Raw genomic sequence first — 17,271 nt, forward strand, 5'->3', positions numbered from 1 at the left:
ACACCCTAACTGACCAGTTGTTCGATGGCTTCCCGGAACAACGACTCGAGGAAGACCGACGCGAGGCCGACGGCGACCGAGAGGACGACGGCAATGACGATTGCCGCAATCATGAGGGTGGTCACAACGGCCCGCCCGTGGTCGGTGCCCTCGAACGAGCCGAAGTAGATCCGGCTGAGAAACGGGACCACGTATCCGATCGTCAGGACCGTCGAAACGATGACGAAGAGGGCGACGAGCCAGAACCCGTCGGCGAAGGCCCCGACGGCGATATACCACTTGCCGACGAACCCGACCGTCGGCGGAAGCCCGATGAGGGCGATCCCGAGGCCGGCGAAGACGACCGAGACGACGGGTGCACGATCCGCCAGTCCGTCGTACTCGTCGATCGTGCGGGCGTCGAACCGGATAGCGATGATTCCGGCGACGATACAGAACGCACCCTTCACGATTCCGTGGCCGAACAGCTGGATTACCGAACCGAAGATGGCCGTTTCGTTGGCGACAAGCAGGCCGGCGAAGACGAGACCGAATTGTGACACCGTCGAGTACGCGAGGACGCCCTTGATGTTGCGCTGTCCGAAGGCGAGGAGACTTCCGAGCAACAAGCTCACGAGCGCACCGTTGATCATTCCGCTGGCGATCGTGGGATTGGCGGCGAGGAACTCGACGGTGAACACGTCGTAGAGGACTCGGACGAGTGCGTACACCGCAGCGGCGGGGAGTACCCCCGAGACGAGCGCGCTAACGGGGTCGTCCGCCTTGGCGTGGGCCTCGATGAGCCACCCGTGAAGCGGGATCAACGCAGCGAGCAATCCTAACCCGATAGTCATGAACACAAACGCAACGATGGTCGCTGGTTCTGCGTATCCCGTCGTAGCCAACTCCGCTGCGAGGCGCTCGTGATCGGTCGTACCGCCGAGCCACGCCGCGAGAACGACCCCGACGACGTACGCCGTCACACCGAGAGAGGCCGTCCGTCGGTAGCCCCGAGCGGTGTCACGAGAGCCGGGCTTGTCGCTGCAGGCGATCAGTCGCGTCGTTGCGACGATCAATACCAGCAGGAAGCCGCCGGTGAGAACCAAGTCGCCCGAGAAGACGACGCCGAAGACCCCGGTGGTAAACAGCAGGAACGAGACGTGGAACGCCCCGTCGTGTGGCCCCGCAGTCCGGGTGTAACAGAGGATTCCGAGTTTGAGCACCACGTCGAGAAGCCCGACCGTCACCGACAGCACGTCTAAGCTGAACGTGATCCCAATAGGGGCCTCGAGCGGTCGGTAAACGGTCGGGCCACCGAGGTCGAGAAGTACGGCCAGTGCGATCGCCAACAGCGTCGTCAGCGAGAGCGTGAGTGTGGTGATCCGCCAGTACCGCCGTTCGCTGCGGTCTCCAGTGAGAAAGACGGCGAGCGCACCGACGGCAGGGAGGACGACGACGCCTGCGGTTAGGGGGCCGACGAGGCTCATCTGGCGGTCACCCCCAGGACGAGCGCGACGAGCAGACAGCCGGCGAGTACGATCGCCCGGAGCCGAACGCTGGCCGTGAACCCGATGGTGCTGGCGACCTCGGCTTGCCGCGTCCGGTACCCGCGGGCGAACTTCGCCGGGAGCCACCGCGTCACCTGCTCGGCGGGATCGGTGAGCGTCTCGAGGAGGTGTCGTCTTGCACCCTGTTCGATCCTCGCCGCCGTCCGGAAGGTCGTTTCGACCACGGCGACGGCGGTTTTTGTCGTTTCGAACACGAGCGGATCGCGCACGGCGTCGACGTCGACGCCGCCGTCAAGCCGACCCAGAACGGGCCGACCGAGTCCGAAGACGACGGCTCCCGTGATCAACAGGAGAGTGGTCTCGAGGAGTTTCCCGCGGGCGTACAGCGGTACCGACCACTCGCCGCTGGCAGGTAACAGACTGAAGAACGGCCCGTACCAGAGCCCCAGAGCGACACAGGCGACGGCGACTGGCACCATCACGAGTCGCTGGGAGATGGTCGTCGGATCGCGGACGGGTCCCGGGCCGCGACGGAAGGCGTAGTATCCGAACTTGCAAAACGAGACGAAGGTACCGACCGCACCGGCGAGAAGGAGCCACCGAAGCGGTTCATGCCCCGCCTCGAGGGCCGCCTCAAGCACCATCCCCTTGCTCACGAAGCCGTTGGTTCCGGGGACGCCGCTTATCGACGCTGCCGCGACGAGGAAGGCGACCGCGAGGATCGGGGTTCGTTTCCCGATCGTCCGCGCTTCGTGGAGGCGGCCCGTCCCGCCACGGAGGACGATGAGTCCGGCGACCATGAACAGCAGCCCCTTGAACAGGACGTTGTTGAACAGGTGGGCGACCGCACCGGCCAGACCGAGCGACGAACCGACGCCGATACCGGCGAGAATGTACCCGACCTGGGCCTGGATGTGATAGGCGAGCAACCGCCGGGCGTCCTTCTGTGCCAGCGCGTAGCTCGCGCCGATCACCGCCATCGCGCCGCCGACGTACGCGAGCACGATGTTCCCGTCGGGGAACGCGCGATAGGCGGCGTACACCGCGAGCTTCGTCGTGTACGCCGAGAGGACCACCGACGTACCGACGTGGGGACTCGCGTACGTGTCCGGCAGCCAGACGTGGACGCCGAAGACGGCAGCGTTGACGCCGATCCCGAGTCCGACGGCGAGCGCCGGCAGACCGGCACTGATCGCCTCGCCGTGGTGGAAGACGGTCGGATCGACGCCGAGCGTCGCGGCGTGCAGCGCGAGCCCGGCGGCCAGCACCGTTCCGCCGATAGCGTGGACGAGGGCGTACCGGAAGCCGATCCGGACGGCGTCGCCGCCGTGGAGCCAGACGAGTACCGTGCTCGTGAGCGCCATCAGCTCCCAGCCGATGAACAACCCGAGCCAGTCCCCCGCGAAAACGCTCCAGAGGGCCGCACCGGCGTACGCGAGCGCGGCCGTAAGATGGCCCCTGTCGCCGCCGGTCGCCGACAGGTACCCGATCGCGACGATGGCGAAGGCCCCGAACGCGAGCCCCGTCACGCGACTGGCGGGGTCGACCGCGACCGGGATCACGGCGAACTCGAGGAACGTCACGGAGCCGTAGCGTCCTGCGGGAACCGAGAGCGTCCACCAAGTGACGTAGCCGCCGGCGAGTACGCCGGCTGCCGTGCCGGCCGCTCGCCCGCCGAAGAGGGCGACCAGCGCGGCGAAGAGGAAGGCGACGGCGGGTGGGACTGCTTGCAGCGTCTCGATCACGCGTGACTCACCCCGAATGCGTTTTCCGCGGTCTGCGCGGCGAGGTCGAAGACGGCCAGCACGTCCGGTCGGACGCCGAGTGCGATCACGAGAACCACGAGCACCGCGAGCGAGACGAGGATCGTCGGGCGCGTCTCCGTGCCGATCGGGTGCCACCCCGCGAATGCCCTGGCGGGTTCGTCGCTGCTCCCCCCGAGCGGACCGGTCACCAGCGGTTTCGGATCGGCGGTCGCCGGAGACTCGAAGAACGCGCCGTAGACGATCGGCCAGAAGTACGCGACGTTCAGCGCGCCGGAGACGACGAACAGCGCCGGGACTACCGCTGAGACGTCGGCGCCGCCGAGGAGGAGATACCACTTGCTGGCGAAGCCGGCGAGAAGCGGGATGCCCGCGAGCGAGCACGCGGACAGCGCGAACACGCCCATCGTCAGCGGCATCCGATGTCCGACGCCGGCGACGTCGGAGACGCGTTTGACGTCCGTTTCGACGGCGAGTGCACCCACGCAGAAGAACAGCGCCAGCTTGGCGACCGCGTGTGCCGCGATGTGGACGAGTCCCCCGACGACCGCCGCCGGAACCAGCAGGGCGACGCCGAGAACGACGTACGACAGGTTCGCCACCGTCGAGTACGCGAGCCGGCGCTTGAGGTCGTCCTGTTCGAGCGCGAGTACGCTTGCGAGGAGAATCGTCGCCCCTGCCACGACCGCAAGCGGGAGCGCGATTCCCAGTTCGGCGGTCGTCTCCGGACCGAACACCTCGAGTACCGTCCGGGCGATGCCGAAGACGCCCGATTTCACCACGACGACTGCGTGAAGAACGCCGGAGACGGTCGTCGGGGCGACCATCGCCTTGGGGAGCCACGCGTGCAGTGGCATCACCGCACCCTTGACGGCGAAGCCGGCCAGCAACGAGAGGGCGGCGACCGTCGTCCACTCGGGATACTCGGTCGCGGCGGTCGCGAGGGCGTCGATTCCGCCGGGCTCGAACGCGATTGTGCCGGCGAACACGTAGGTGATCACCGCGCCACCGACAACCAGCGTTCCGCCGATGATGACGTAGATCGCGTACTCGTAGGCGACGCGTCGCGCACGTTCGCTCCCCTTGTGAGCGACCAAGGGGTAGGTGCCGACGGTCGTCAGTTCGTAGAAGACGACCAGAACGAGGAGATTCGACGCGAACGCGACGCCGATTCCTGAGCCGATACTGAGACAGAGCGCCGCAGTGTACCGCGTTCGGTGGTCCAGTCCGGTCCCGCGAGCGTACCCGACGCTGTAGATCGCCGTGACTACCCAGAGACCGCTCGCGACGAGGGCGAAAAGCATCCCGAGCGGATCCGCCTGGAACTCGAGGTCGACGCCGGCAACGAGGGTGCCGAGGTTCGTCGTGTGCACCTGCCCGCCGTGTGCGTCTGGAACCATGCTACAGACTAGCAGAAAGGTGAGCGCACCTGCCACAATAGGAGTCCCGTCGCGCACCGCCGGCCATCGTCGGCCTGCGACGACGACGCACATCGCGACGAACGCGACGAGGACGGCCGCCAACGGACGGAGTGAGTGAACCTCGGTCATGCGAGCGAAGGTGGCAGCTATCGAACCGTGTCAGTCGAATCGGTGTCGCTTCGATTCGTCGATATCGACGTACTACCCGGTTGTTCTGGTGCTGGAACACCAATGGGGAGACGGCCGGAGTGCAACCGATCCCCCGACGGTCACGACGTGTTTGCACCTGAATCGTGTCCGCCCAACGGGACGTCTATTCGTTTCTCGGTGACGACCTACTCCTCTGTGTGCTCTCCCTCGACGGGCAGCGTAAACGAGAACGTCGATCCCTCGCCGGGTTCGGAATCGACCCAGATGTCGCCATCGTGGCGCTCGACGATGCGCTTACAGAGCGCGAGACCGATTCCCGTTCCCGAGTGCTCGTCGTTCGCGTGCAGGCTCTGGAAGACCTCGAAGACGCGCTCGCCGTCGTCCGGCTCGATACCGATCCCCTCATCTGCAACTGAGACAATTACCTTCGAACCGGTCCGATCGGCCGAAATATCCACCCGTGGCGAGTCGTCGCCACTGTACTCGAGCGCGTTGGAAAGCAGGTTCTGGAACACCTGTCGTAACTGCCCCGGGTCCCCTTCGACGCGCGGCAGCGACTCGGTCGTGATCTCTGCATCGCTCTCCTCGAGCACCACTTGGAGATCCGCCAGAACGTCCTCGAGCACGCTGTTCAGGTCGACCGTCTCGAAGGGATCGCCGCGCGTTTCGACCCGTGAATACTCGAGCAATCCCTCGATCATGTCGCGCATTCGTTCGGCGCCGTCGACGGCGAAGTCGATGAACTCCTCGCCGTCTTCGTCGAGGTCGTCCGCGTAGCGGCGTTCGATCAACCGGAGATAGCTCGTGACCATCCGCAGGGGCTCTTGCAGGTCGTGCGAGGCGGCGTACGCGAACTGTTCGAGGCGCTCGTTGGATTTCTCGAGCCGTCGCTCGAACTGCTTTCGCTCGGTGATGTCGGTCAGTGCGCCGGGGAACGTCACCGGATTTCCGTCATCGTCGTACTCGACGTGACCGCGCGCAACGACCCACCTGAGTTCGCCGTCGGCGTCCCAAACGCGGTACTCTTCTTCATACTCTTCTCCCGATTCGATCGCGCCCTCCACCTTCCGTTGAACCCGATCGCGGTCGTCCTCGTGAATGGCTGAGATGAACTGCTCGACCGATACGCCCTCATCGGTTGCGTCGGGATCGATCCCGAACGTCTTGGCAAACGACGGACCCGTGTAAATTCGATCGTCGGGAATATGCCACTCCCACGTTCCGATAGCGCCGGCTTCGGTCGCCGCCTCCAATCGCTCCTTTGCATCCTCGAGATAGCGCTCGCGTTCGACCCGTTCGGTTACGTCGTTCGCCGCGCCTAACCATCGAGTGATCTCGCCGTCCGCGTCCAGAAGCGGTGTGGCACGCGAGACGATCCAGGACACCGTACCGTCTTCGCGAACGATACGGTGTTCCAGTTCGAAGCTACTTTTCGTCCGAACGGCTTCATCGATGGCCTCCTGAACGCGTGGCTGATCTTCGGGAGGGACGTGTTTTGTGATCCACGACCGACCTTGTTCGTCGGTGTCGGCGAGGATATCCGCCCCTTCCAGACTGTGTATCTCGCTCCACTCCGCGTTCGCACTGAACACCGCGTCCGACGTGGTGGTGACCAACGCGCGAAAGCGTTCTTCGCTCTCGCGCAATTGTTCGTACGCCTCTCGTTTTGCGTCTTGGAGTAGTTCCTGTCCGCGCAACACGATGTCCGATTCGAGCTGTGATTCCGTGGCGTCGGGATCCTGTAGCAGTTCCTGCTCGTCGTCCGCCTGGAGTTCCTGGACGATCGGCGTGATGTCCGTGACACTGTGGATGATGTAATCGATTTCGCCCGTCGTATCAAACACCGGCGAATTGGTCGGACTCCACCACCGTTCCTCGAATTCGTCTCCACCGGACTCGCGGTCGGGGATCGGATAGTGCGTCACCGACATGACGTCGGTTTCCCCGGTCTCCGCTACGCTCTCGAGGGACTCGCGCAGATTTCCGACGCCATCGGCCGGGTCGTCGGGGTTGTTCGGAAAAATCTCGAACAACGTCCGACCCATGATCTCCGTCCGCTCGGTCATCGTCGCGTCCAGATACGCATCGCTCACGGCCACGATTTCGTAGTCCCCGGGCTGTACGATGAGATAGTTACCGGGCACGTTCTCGAACAGCCGACGAAAGGTCGCTTCGGTGGCCTCCGGTTCCGTCCGATTGCGTTCGCTGACGTCGCGAACGACTCCGACCGTTCCCCGTGTATCGCCCGCCTCGGGCACGTTCACCCGCACTTCACAGCGAATCTGTTCCCCTTTTGGACCCTCCACGGTGAGATCGAGTACCTCGCCCCGGTCGGCGGAACTCGCCCGGAGACGGTCGATCTCACGTTCGATCGTCGCACTCTCGCCGTCGAAAAGCACCGACACGTGCTCGCCGAGCAGTTCCTCGCGTGCGTATCCGGTCATCTCGGTGATGGCGTCGTTAACCGCAACGAGTCGTCCGTCGGCGTCGAGCCGATAGATACCTTCATCGATCGTGTCGACGAGGGTACGATAGTGCTGGAGGGCCTCGGTCTCGTCCGCGTCTCCCCAGAACGTCGTTTCGGAAGAACCAGCCCGTTCACTCATATACGTGGTAGAGACCCTCGACTCTGATAAACATCCTGCCAGACCGCTCCCGTACGAGCCGCCAAATTGAAATTGAGCCGAATTACGCGGAGCCGGCCGTCAGTTCGGTCCCGGTTTCTTCGATCTGACGGATGCCGATGGCTGGGTGGCTGACTCGCCGTCGACCTCGAATTTCCGAAGAAGGTGTTATACTGCCGGACAGAACGATTCGAAGGTCTGTCGCGCTACTGCGGCCGTCCTCGGGGACGACGGCCGCGAATTCGCGACCGACTTCTCAGTGACTTCTGTCCGACAGTATAGAGTCGCTCGGCTCCCTCGACGAGCGATCCAGCTTCGGAAGCCACCTGCGACATTGCAGAGCGTTGCTCATCGACGGTTACGGAGACACCGTCTGCTTTGTCAGCGGTTTCGTCGCTGATCTCGCGGATTCCGTCGTCGATTTCCGCTGTGTTTTCGGCCACGTTGGAAAACGCATCAGCCGCGTCCTGGACGGCCTCTGCAGTGTTTTACATATGCTCAACAAGCGGGATTCGCATGTTTCGCTGTAGTCGATAATACAAAAAGGGTGAACAAGCCAATACGGGCGTCGCTAGCCCACGACGGCGGACACGAGGCTGTTGAAGGCAGCGCCGATGCTCGAGGACAGACTGTCGCGCTCGAGGCTGTCCGACCGGTTGTCGCTGTCCGAACTGTCGCTGGAACCGTCGTGGCCGCAGTCGCTGTCGTAGGACTCGTCGAAGTCGCTCTCGTCACTGGAACTCTCGAAGCTCTCGCGTTCGGAGTCGGTCGTGGAGTCGCTGCGAGTGCTCTCCCGTTCGTCGATATCGCTTTCGCTGTCGCGTTCGTCGAAGGTGGACTCGCTCTGACTGTCGTCGTTGCGCTCGCTGCGGTCGCTCTCGCTCAGGTCGGAAGCGCTGTCCTGCTCGCTGCTGGACTCGCTTTCGACGTCGGTGATCTCGACAGTGTCAGTACCGGTGTCGCTCTCGCTGTCGGTGTCGAGTGCGGACTCGCTGTGTTCGCTGCGATCGGTCTCGCTCGCGTCGCTCTCGTCAGTGATCGTGCTCTGGTCGGTCTCGCTGTAGCTGCGGTCGCTCGAAACTTCGTTCTCCTCGCTCGCGCTGCTACGCTGGTCGCTGTCGTTGTCCGTACTGTCTAGACTGCTCTCTTGGGTATCGGTCTGGGATTCGCTGCTGGCGCTTGCACTCTCGTCGCTTGCGGATTCACTGTGGGTCCGTTCGCTATCGGTCGTGCTCGCGTCGCTCGTGCTCTCGTCGTTGGTGCTCTCGGAACCCTGACGGTCGCTCTGGCTGCCGTCGAACTCGGATTCGGCGCTTTCGCTGCGATCGCTGGCGTCGTCGGAGCCGGAGCGGTCGCTCTGCGTAAGGGTGCTCTCGCTCGCGTCACGTTCCGATTCGTCGAAGGTGTGCTCGCTTACGCTACGTTCGTTTTCGCTCCACTCGCTTTCGCTCTGGACGCTCTCCTCAGAATCGCTCTCGCTGTCGCTCTGACCGAAGTCGAAGCTGTCGCGGTCGTTCTCTCCGCGGTCGCTCGAGTCGCGTTCGTCCGTTTCGGAGTCGCTCTCGCTGTCGGCGCTGTGGCGCTCGGCGCTCTCGCTTTCCTCGGAGTCGCTCTCGGCCTCGTCGCTGTCGTGCTCGCTGACGTCGCGCTCGCGCTCGTCGGACGAGTTTTCATCGAGGTCGCTCTCGTCGAGGCTGCTCGAACTGTTGCTCTCGTCGAGGCTGCTCGCGGTGCGCTCGCTCACGTCGATATCGGAATCGTCGTGATCGACGTCGCTGGCACTCGAATCACTCGAACGCTCGTCGGTGGAACTGTCGCGTTCCTCGGAGTCACTCGCGTTCTCGCTGGCACTCGAGTCGGTCTCGCTGAGCGTGCTGTCCTGGTCGGAGTGGCTCTCCGCGCGCTCGCTGACATCCCGATCGAGATCGTGCTCGTCTTCGTCGATCTGGACGTTCGTATCGTCGATCTCGGACTGGCTCGCGCTGCGGTCGCTTTCCTCGATGTCGCTGACGTCGCGCTCGCTGCTTGAGTCGCGCTGTTCGTTGCGGTCGTTCACGTCGGCGGAGCTCCCATCGCGGTCAGCCGCGGAGTCGCTCGAACTATCCCTGTCGCTTTCGTTGCGCTCGCTTTCGTCGAGAACGCTCGAACTGTCGTTCGCGCTGTCGCTCTCGCTGCGCTCGGACTCGCTCGAACTCTCGCGAGTGTCACTACTGGATCGGTCTCGGTCGCTACTACTGTCTCGCTCGCTGTCTTCGTTCTCGTCGAGCGACGACGCGCTGTCGCTGACGGTTTCTCCTTCGTCACATCGATCGTCGACGTGTGTGTTGACGCCGGCCTGGCTGGTACCGGCCGCTGCCAGCCCGCCCGCTCCGGACAACACGACGAGGACAACCACTGTGACGATTGCTAATCTTTGAAACATACTGTTCTCAGAACCTATTGCGTAGGCTACTGCAGTCTCCGCCGGGACGGCTTAAGAAACGGAAACGAAGCCTCGGGAAGATACGGGACGGAAGGCATCTCTTGCGGGATATTGTTCCACGAACGGCCGATTCTAATGTACCGATCAGTACGAAACGCCGCCGCCGTAGGATGAGATTGCCCGAATCGCCACACTACCGTTATCCGCTCGGGGGGCCTCGTATCGGTATGGAAAAAATAGCCGATCCCATCACGACCGAATCACGGTTCCAGACGGCTCTGCAGACGCTCATTGTGGACGCGATTACGAACGGGGTTCCGGTCGAGGGTGGCTGGGAATGCCGATCGTCGAACGACGACATCCCCGACTGGGATATCGCAATCCAGGAGGTAACGAAACCGTTCACACTGTCAAACGATCGGGACAGTCAGTAGTACGAATCGCTCGCCACACCGTCCGGTTCGAGGATCGAGGGCGTGATCAGGATCGTGTTCGCTCGTCCGCTATTTTTTGTTCCACTCGAGCGATCACCCGCGGCTTTCGCCGGGCCCCAGTCGGCAGTCGAGGCAGTAGTAGCCGTGATACGTGGCTCCTCTCCCGTAGGTGCTCCCACAGTTGACACACAGCGAATTGGTTCGTGAATACATCTGTACGGTATCGTAGGAGCGGACTGCTCCTATAAAGTCGGTGAACGATAGGGGTAATTCGGGTAACATGTTACTTGTGTTAGAAGGTCAACGAATCCAGAGAACGGGAAGTTCGCACTCGAAGATGGCGAATCTCCGCCCTTCCTGGCAGTCATACGGTTTACTGTAGTCAATTACCGCCGACCGCCGACCCCGTTCTGGCGATCGGTGGTAAACAGTCACAGCGATCCGTATCAAACTCTCGTGGAATACCCTGATCAGTACAGGGCAAAACGTGTGTACTCACCGCGAGCGACCGCAGGGAGTGAGCGGGCGATACTCCCAGCACCCGTCAATCGCCCGATTTAACGACGATTTCGACGTGGTCCCCGACCCCAGCCTGCGCGTCATCGACGGACTCGACGCCCTCGAGGACGTACGCCTGTGGGTCGACTGGGCCGCCGTTGACAGTGACCGAAATCGTGTCGCCGTCGCGCTCGGAGAACGTCTGACCGTTTACGGCGAACTCCTCGGCCGTGATCGTCATGCCGAGCGTCTCGAGGGCGTATTCGATCGTCACGTTCTCACAGTGGGTGTGCCAGACGTCGCCGTTATCGTACTCGTGGAAGTGAAAACACTCGTCCAGTTCGGCGTACTGGGGGTCGTCGAACGCCACGACCGTCTCGTCGTACTGGACGTCGATCGTCCCGTGTTCGTGGATTTCACGGTCAGCGTCGGGCTGGACCGCGGCAGAACTGGCGGCCGTTCCGGGAGCAAGAAACACTGCGGCGTAGCCGACGAGAAATAGGGCGAGTACGAGACTGGCACCCGCGTAGAGTGCCAGATTCCGGCGTTTCGATCCGCCAGAAGAGAGGTTCACGCGCCGCCTATCGATGGCCGTTAGTTCGTCGGCGTGGGCTCGATCGAGGTGTCTTTCGTACTCGTCGTCGGAAACGGGGTCACCGCAGTAGGAACACTGTGTCGGCATCGGTCTGAGACGAATGCAGGCGTCGAACGGCCATGAACACAGGTCGAAGAACGGGGGCGAAAGTCGGCGCGTGTGGGGCGACGGTCGGCAGTTTCGAAGTGTCTTACTCGTCCTGAGTGGCCGCTTCGTCGAGGAGAATAATCGCCCCGCCGAGGAGCGCGACGTTTTTGAGGAAGTTGATCTTGTTGTCGTGGCGCTCTTTCCCCTCCATCGTCCAGAAATCGTGGATCGCAGGCGTCGTTCCGAGGAAGAACACGACGAGCGCACCGGCGGCCGCCCGCGGGAACTTCCAGAGGATGATTCCGAGATTGGCGACGAACAGCATCCCGGTGACGAACGGAACGAGGACGTCCGGCATCGGAACGCCCTTCTCCTCGGCGACTGTCACGCGCTTGTCGTTGTTCTTGAACCCGTCGATGGCCATGTACGCCAGTATCCCGCCGTACAGCGCTCGACCGATGGCGGACGGCGGATCTGCCGAAGCGTCCGCCATCGTTACACCACCTCGATCCGACTGACGTTCGCGCCGACGCGACCGACGGTTTCGTACTCCCCGCCGTCGGTCCGGCGCATGATCCGTCCTTCGACGTCGTCGCGTTGTTCGGGAACGTCGAAGAGGCCCGAACCGCAGATAACGTCCCCGTCGTGGACGGCCCACGTTTCGATGATCTCGTGTGGCTCTCCGGGGAAGGAAACGCGTTCGAAGTCGCGGCCGAAGTTCGTCGACTCGAACAGCGCGACCTCGTGGTCGTCGTTGACCCACGCCGGCGGTGCCTCCTCGCCGCCACAGAAGAAGACGGTTCCGTCGTGGACGAACACGCAACGGATGTACGAGAAGTCGTTGCCGCGGTCGAGACGGGTCCACGACTCGCCGCCGTCGGTCGTCCGGTAGAGCCCTCCTTCGCCGACCGCGTGACCGAGGCCCAGGTTCTCGAGATTATGGTCCAGGTAGCCGGTGGTGGCCAACCAGACGTCTTCCGAAATCGGACGGATCTGATGGACGTCGTCGACGATGGTGTCGCGTCGATCCACCCACGTCTGGCCGCCGTCAGAACTGAGGTGGATGCCGCCCGCTTCGACGCCGGCGATCAACTGCTCCGGTCGTCCCGGAACGACCTCGAGTGCGCGTAACCGAGCGTAGTGGGGATCGATCGGGGACTCCCAGTGCCCGCGAGACGGGAGGTCGCGAAAGCCCTTCAGCTCCGACCAGGTTTCCCCGTCGTCGACGGATCGGAAGAGGTAGGGATCGTTCGTTCCGGCGTAGAGTGCGCCGTCCGCAGTCGCCAGGATCGACCAGACTTCGCTTTCGCCGGCGTGCCAGAAGCGATCACCGAGGGGGACGCCCAGTTCCTCCCACGTCCGGCCGCCGTCTCGAGAGCGATACGCGCCGGTCGAAGACGCGACGAACGCGCCCTCGGCGTGGTCCCACGACTCGACCGCCGTCACCACGTCACAGTCCAGGACCTGCTCCGCCTCGTCGCGGTCGAACGGTACGTCTTTGACTCGGTACAGCCCGTCGTCTGTCCCGATCAGTAGTGCCATACCCTGCGTGTTACTCTCCACCATACTAAAGTTTTACCAAGCTGTAAAACAGTACGTCCAAGCGGAGACGCCGAACGGATAGCCGACCGATCGATACCAACCGACACCTCTCGCTCGGATACGACTCTCAGCAATGACCTCATCGCACCCGACCAAGCGCCCGACGGACGCAGCACACCTCGACGAACGACGGACGGAGTTTCCGACCGATCTCCTGAACCTCCCGTGGATCGACGTCCACAATCACGCACACACACTGTCGTGGGAGGACCGCGAGCGGTACGCCCTCTCCGGCTGCCGGTCCATGGTGATGGTCGCGTCAGGCTATCACTGGACGCCGTACAAACCCGTCAGAGCGGACGATATCCGCTACCTCTGGGACGACGCGGTCAATCGCCGTGCGGCGATCGAACGAAACCACTTCTTCGAGGCCAAACTCGGGTTGGGGGTGCACACGGGCGTCCGAATCGAGAACCCGGACGAACTGCTTGACGCGATGGCCGACTACTGTGCGCTGGACGAGGTCGTCGCGATCGGCGAAACCGGCGTGACTCCATCACAGCACGTCAGTAGCTGGGACGTAGATCACCAGCAGGCCGTCGTGCAGGCCCAGATGGAACTCGCGGACGACCACGACCTCCCGGTCATTTTGCACACGCCGAACCAGTCCGGCGATTCGGGACGGTCGTACCGCCCCGGGATGGGCATCCCCGGATACGAGAAGAACACGACGCTGGGGCAGGAGCCGGTGCTCGAGGGCGACAATCCAGCTCTCGAGGCGGTGAAACTTGATATCGAAGCGATGCGCGACGCCGGGTTGGACGACCGGCAGGTCGTGGCTTCCCACGCCGACGAAAACAACACCGAGTACCTGATGAGCGAGACCGACTGCTACCTGAGCTACACCATCGGCCACTCGTGGTTGATCGGCGTCACCGCCGCCGACGTCGCCGACGCCATCGACGAGTACGGACCGGAGCGGATCATGGTCGACACGGATTGTGCCAACGTCCTCAGAACGGACCCCTTCGCGCTGAAACGGGCGATTTTCGAGCTCTATCGGTACGGAATCGACGAAGACGCGATTCGCAAAGTCGTTCTGGAAAACCCGCGCGAGGTCTTCGGACTCGCCGAGTAGCGCCTTTTCGGGAGCTATTCGAAGGCGCAGGAGTTGGTCAGTTCGCCGAGTTCTTCGATCCCGATTGTCACGCTGTCGCCGTCCTCGAGGAGCACCGGCGGCTCTCGGTAGACGCCGACGCCGGGCGGCGTGCCGGTGAAAATGAGGTCGCCCGGCTCGAGGGTAAACGCCTGGCTGCAGAACGAAACGAGTTCGTCGATCCCGAAGATCAGGTTGGCGGTCGTCGACTCCTGGAGTCGCTCTCCGTTCACTTCCGCCCAGATATCGAGGTCGTGCGGGTCGTCCAGTTCGTCCGTCGTGACGAGTTCCGGGCCGATCGGGGCGAACGTGTCGAGGCTCTTTCCGCGGACCCACTGGCCGTCGCCGTGCTGGAGGTCCCGCGCCGACACGTCGTTGCCGACGAGGAAGCCGGCGACGTGGTCGAGCGCCTCGTCCTCGTCGACGCGACGCGCCTCGCGGCCGATGACGACGACGAGTTCCGCCTCGTAGTCGACCTTTTCAGTGAGGTCGGGATCCCACGCGATGGGGCTCTCCGGACCGGTAACCGACGTGGGAAACTTCGAGAAGAGGACGGGCTCGTCGGGGATCGGATTGTCTCCCTCCTCGGCGTGGTCGCGGTAGTTGAGGCCGACACAAACGATCTTCTCCGGATCCGTGATCGGCGCGAGCCGTTCGACCTCCTCGAGGTCGTACGTGCCGACGTTCGTCTCGTCGGCGTACTCGACGGCCAGTTTCGCCTTCCGTTGCCACTCCCACTCGGCGAGCAGTTCGGTACTCCGGTCGCCGATAGTCACGCCGGCCGCAGCTCCGGCTTCGGAGAGGTTAACGACGGTTTCGTCGTCCGTTCGTACGCCACACCACGGCTCTTCCGTTTCTGCTGTCTGATATTGTCCAAGTCTCATGTGTGTTAGTGAATCGTTGATATTGGTGAATCGTTGGAGTCGCTGCTGGGCGGACGGCTCGGTTACAGGTCCAACTCAGCTTCGTCGACCAAGCGTCGTCCGGACTGCACGAACCGGTCGAACTCCTCCCGCACGAGAGGGTTGAGCAACTCCCCGTCGCGCTTGACCGGTTCTCCGTCGACGAGCACCGTGTCGATGTGGGATGGATCGGTCTGGAACACGACGGTCTGGATCGGGGAGTGCGAGGGAGCCGTCATGAAATCGTCGGTGTCGATCATGACGATGTCCGCCCGCTTTCCGGGCGTGAGCGTTCCGATTTCGTCCTCCATGTTCAGGGCCTTCGCCCCTTCGATTGTCGCCATCTCGAGCGTGTCGCGAGCCGTCGTGTTGACGCCGGTGACCTCCTCGTCGTTCTCGAGCGTCGCCTGGTTCTCGAACATCCGCTGGACCTGCAGGCCGATCCGCATCTGGCTGGTCATGTCGCCGCTGATGTTCGAACAGACGTCGACGCCCCACGCCGGGCGGCCGCCGGCTTCCAGTACTTTCCCCGTGACGGGGATTCCGTGGCCCATCTGCATCTCGACCTCCGGCGTCGCCGAGAACGAGACGCCCTGCTCGACGGCGTGGTCGATGTCCTCCTGGGAGAAGTGATTCCCGTGGGCGACGTTGACGTCCGGGCCGAGCATGTCGTGGAGGCAGCCAAAGCCCTGGTAGTCCTCGCCGTAGACCGAGGAGGGCCACACCGTAGCCCCCATATGGACGGTCGCGAGCGCCCCGATGTCCCGCGCCAGTTCCAGGTCGGTGCAGGCGGTCTCGTCGGTACAGAAATCCGGCCCCCGGAGCCCGATCCCCAGACTGAGCAGGTCGTCGTCGCGGATCCGCTCGGAGTGGAATTCGCGGATCTGCTGCTCGGGGAGGCAGACGTCGCTTTCGTACCACCACTTCGCCGAGTCGTCGCCCGCCGGGCCGTAGGTGTACACCGCTCGCAGTCCGGTGTCCTGCAGCGCGTCCACGGCCCGTTCGGCGTGTTCGAGCGAGTTGGGATACGACCAGTCCAGGGCCGTCGTCGTCCCCGTATAGAGCTTCTCGAAGGCGCCAAAGAGGCCGCCGAGGTACATGTCTTCAGGCTGGTAGAGCCCGGTGATGTTGCCGAGCATGTGCTCGAAGTATTCGCCCATGAGTGACCAGTCCCCGGCGATACCCCGTACCTGGGTCTGTGCGAGGTGGATGTGCGAATCGACGAATCCGGGCAGTACGATGTGGTCCGACGCGTCGATCACCTCCGCGTTCGACGCGGACAGTCCGCGCCCGATCTCGACGATTTCGCCGTCCTCGATCAGCACGTCCGCGTCGTCCAGTTCCCCGATCTCCGGGTCGAGGGAAACGACCGTCCCGTTCTGTATGAGTGTTTGTGACATGGCCAGTAACAAAGTCTGACCATGAGGTTAAAAATTTACCGCTCGGTAAAGATTCGGTCGTCGATATGTTTCGGAGCAGTCCTGTTATATATCTCTCTGTCCCAGTATCCGTATGAGCGACCCCCAAGAGAAAGTCTCCTCCAAAGACACCGAGGAGGTGATCATGGAGGCGACGTTTCGCGCGCTGAGCAAACACGGCTACAAGGATCTCCGAATGCGCGATATCGGGGACGAAATGGAGCTGACGCGACAGGTCATTCACTACCACTTCGACGGAAAGTACGATCTGATGTCCGCATTTTTAGAACACATCATCGAGCAGTACGAGGGCAGCGTCGAAGTGGACGGAGACGCGGACCCGCGGTCGGAACTCGACGCGCGGATCGATCAGTGTCTGTTCGGGCCGGAGTTCGAGGAGTTCACCCACTGGGACCGCATGAAGGTCTACCACGAACTGTACACGTACGCACAGAACGACGGCGAACACCGGAAGGTCTTCAACGAACACTATGACCGGATCCGCGGCAGTATCGTCGAGGTCGTCGAGGACGGCATCGAGCAGGGCGAGTTTCGTGACGTAAACGTCGACCGAATGGGGCAACTTATTACGGACGTCATCCACGCCGCTCGGGGACGCCGAATCTCGCTGGGCCACGAAGACGCGCCGGAAGAGGCCCGCCGGGCCATCGACGAGTTCATTCTCGATTCCTTGTACGCGGACGCTTGAGGACCGCTCCGCCCCGAAGGGGCACGATGAGACGCTTCCCGTCTCGATGTCGTTCGAGAAACG

13 protein-coding genes are annotated in these 17,271 nt (G+C 63.1%); 3 read left to right on the forward strand and 10 right to left on the reverse strand.

Features of this window, described 5'->3' with window-relative positions; all coding sequences use genetic code 11:
* Positions 1 to 5: 5 nt before the first annotated feature.
* From GS429_RS07570 to GS429_RS07590, 5 genes are all read right to left on the reverse strand, one after another.
* Complete coding sequence (locus tag GS429_RS07570; protein ID WP_160064206.1) at positions 6 to 1,466, reverse strand: proton-conducting transporter transmembrane domain-containing protein; 1,461 nt, start codon at positions 1,464 to 1,466, stop codon at positions 6 to 8.
* A complete protein-coding gene (locus GS429_RS07575) occupies positions 1,463 to 3,232 on the reverse strand; it encodes a proton-conducting transporter transmembrane domain-containing protein (protein ID WP_160064207.1) in 1,770 nt (589 codons plus the stop codon). The genes GS429_RS07570 and GS429_RS07575 overlap by 4 nt, the downstream gene beginning before the upstream one ends.
* A complete protein-coding gene (locus tag GS429_RS07580) occupies positions 3,229 to 4,800 on the reverse strand; it encodes a proton-conducting transporter transmembrane domain-containing protein (RefSeq protein WP_160064208.1) in 1,572 nt (523 codons plus the stop codon). Before GS429_RS07580 ends, GS429_RS07575 begins: the two co-directional genes overlap by 4 nt.
* 206 nt (positions 4,801 to 5,006) lie before the next feature.
* Positions 5,007 to 7,427: a PAS domain-containing sensor histidine kinase gene (locus GS429_RS07585; protein WP_160064209.1), complete on the reverse strand. Its 2,421-nt coding sequence runs from the start codon at positions 7,425 to 7,427 to the stop codon at positions 5,007 to 5,009.
* Positions 7,428 to 8,016: 589 nt separating this feature from the next.
* Positions 8,017 to 9,840, reverse strand: a complete 1,824-nt coding sequence (locus GS429_RS07590; RefSeq protein WP_328821289.1) for a hypothetical protein — start codon at positions 9,838 to 9,840, stop codon at positions 8,017 to 8,019.
* 254 nt (positions 9,841 to 10,094) lie between these two features.
* Here GS429_RS07590 and GS429_RS07595 point away from each other — a divergent pair, with 254 nt between their 5' ends.
* The gene (locus GS429_RS07595; protein ID WP_160064211.1) at positions 10,095 to 10,301 is read left to right on the forward strand and encodes a hypothetical protein; all 207 of its coding nucleotides are present in this window, start codon (positions 10,095 to 10,097) and stop codon (positions 10,299 to 10,301) included.
* Between the two features lie 544 nt (positions 10,302 to 10,845).
* Here the strand turns inward: GS429_RS07595 and GS429_RS07600 are convergent.
* From GS429_RS07600 to GS429_RS07610, 3 genes are all read right to left on the reverse strand, one after another.
* Positions 10,846 to 11,481, reverse strand: a complete 636-nt coding sequence (locus tag GS429_RS07600) for a hypothetical protein (protein WP_160064213.1) — start codon at positions 11,479 to 11,481, stop codon at positions 10,846 to 10,848.
* A gap of 103 nt (positions 11,482 to 11,584) precedes the next feature.
* Complete coding sequence (locus GS429_RS07605; protein WP_160064215.1) at positions 11,585 to 11,974, reverse strand: DoxX family protein; 390 nt, start codon at positions 11,972 to 11,974, stop codon at positions 11,585 to 11,587.
* A 2-nt stretch (positions 11,975 to 11,976) separates the two neighbouring features.
* Positions 11,977 to 13,023, reverse strand: a complete 1,047-nt coding sequence (locus tag GS429_RS07610) for a WD40/YVTN/BNR-like repeat-containing protein (RefSeq protein ID WP_160064217.1) — start codon at positions 13,021 to 13,023, stop codon at positions 11,977 to 11,979.
* Between the two features lie 133 nt (positions 13,024 to 13,156).
* On the opposite strand from GS429_RS07610, the gene GS429_RS07615 reads away from it, so the two are divergent.
* Positions 13,157 to 14,161 carry a TatD family hydrolase gene (locus GS429_RS07615; protein ID WP_160064219.1) on the forward strand — a complete coding sequence of 335 codons (1,005 nt, stop codon included), beginning with the start codon at positions 13,157 to 13,159 and terminating at the stop codon, positions 14,159 to 14,161.
* A gap of 14 nt (positions 14,162 to 14,175) precedes the next feature.
* Here GS429_RS07615 and GS429_RS07620 read toward each other — a convergent pair whose 3' ends face one another.
* Together GS429_RS07620 and GS429_RS07625 are read right to left on the reverse strand one after the other, a co-directional pair.
* The gene (locus GS429_RS07620; protein ID WP_160064221.1) at positions 14,176 to 15,063 is read right to left on the reverse strand and encodes a fumarylacetoacetate hydrolase family protein; all 888 of its coding nucleotides are present in this window, start codon (positions 15,061 to 15,063) and stop codon (positions 14,176 to 14,178) included.
* Positions 15,064 to 15,125: 62 nt separating this feature from the next.
* The gene (locus GS429_RS07625; RefSeq protein ID WP_160064223.1) at positions 15,126 to 16,481 is read right to left on the reverse strand and encodes an amidohydrolase family protein; all 1,356 of its coding nucleotides are present in this window, start codon (positions 16,479 to 16,481) and stop codon (positions 15,126 to 15,128) included.
* Positions 16,482 to 16,593: 112 nt separating this feature from the next.
* Here GS429_RS07625 and GS429_RS07630 point away from each other — a divergent pair, with 112 nt between their 5' ends.
* The gene (locus GS429_RS07630; RefSeq protein ID WP_160064225.1) at positions 16,594 to 17,208 is read left to right on the forward strand and encodes a TetR/AcrR family transcriptional regulator; all 615 of its coding nucleotides are present in this window, start codon (positions 16,594 to 16,596) and stop codon (positions 17,206 to 17,208) included.
* Positions 17,209 to 17,271 lie beyond the last annotated feature (63 nt).

It is taken from the genome of Natronorubrum halalkaliphilum (assembly GCF_009834785.1).
In the GTDB taxonomy this organism is placed as follows: domain Archaea; phylum Halobacteriota; class Halobacteria; order Halobacteriales; family Natrialbaceae; genus Natronorubrum; species Natronorubrum halalkaliphilum.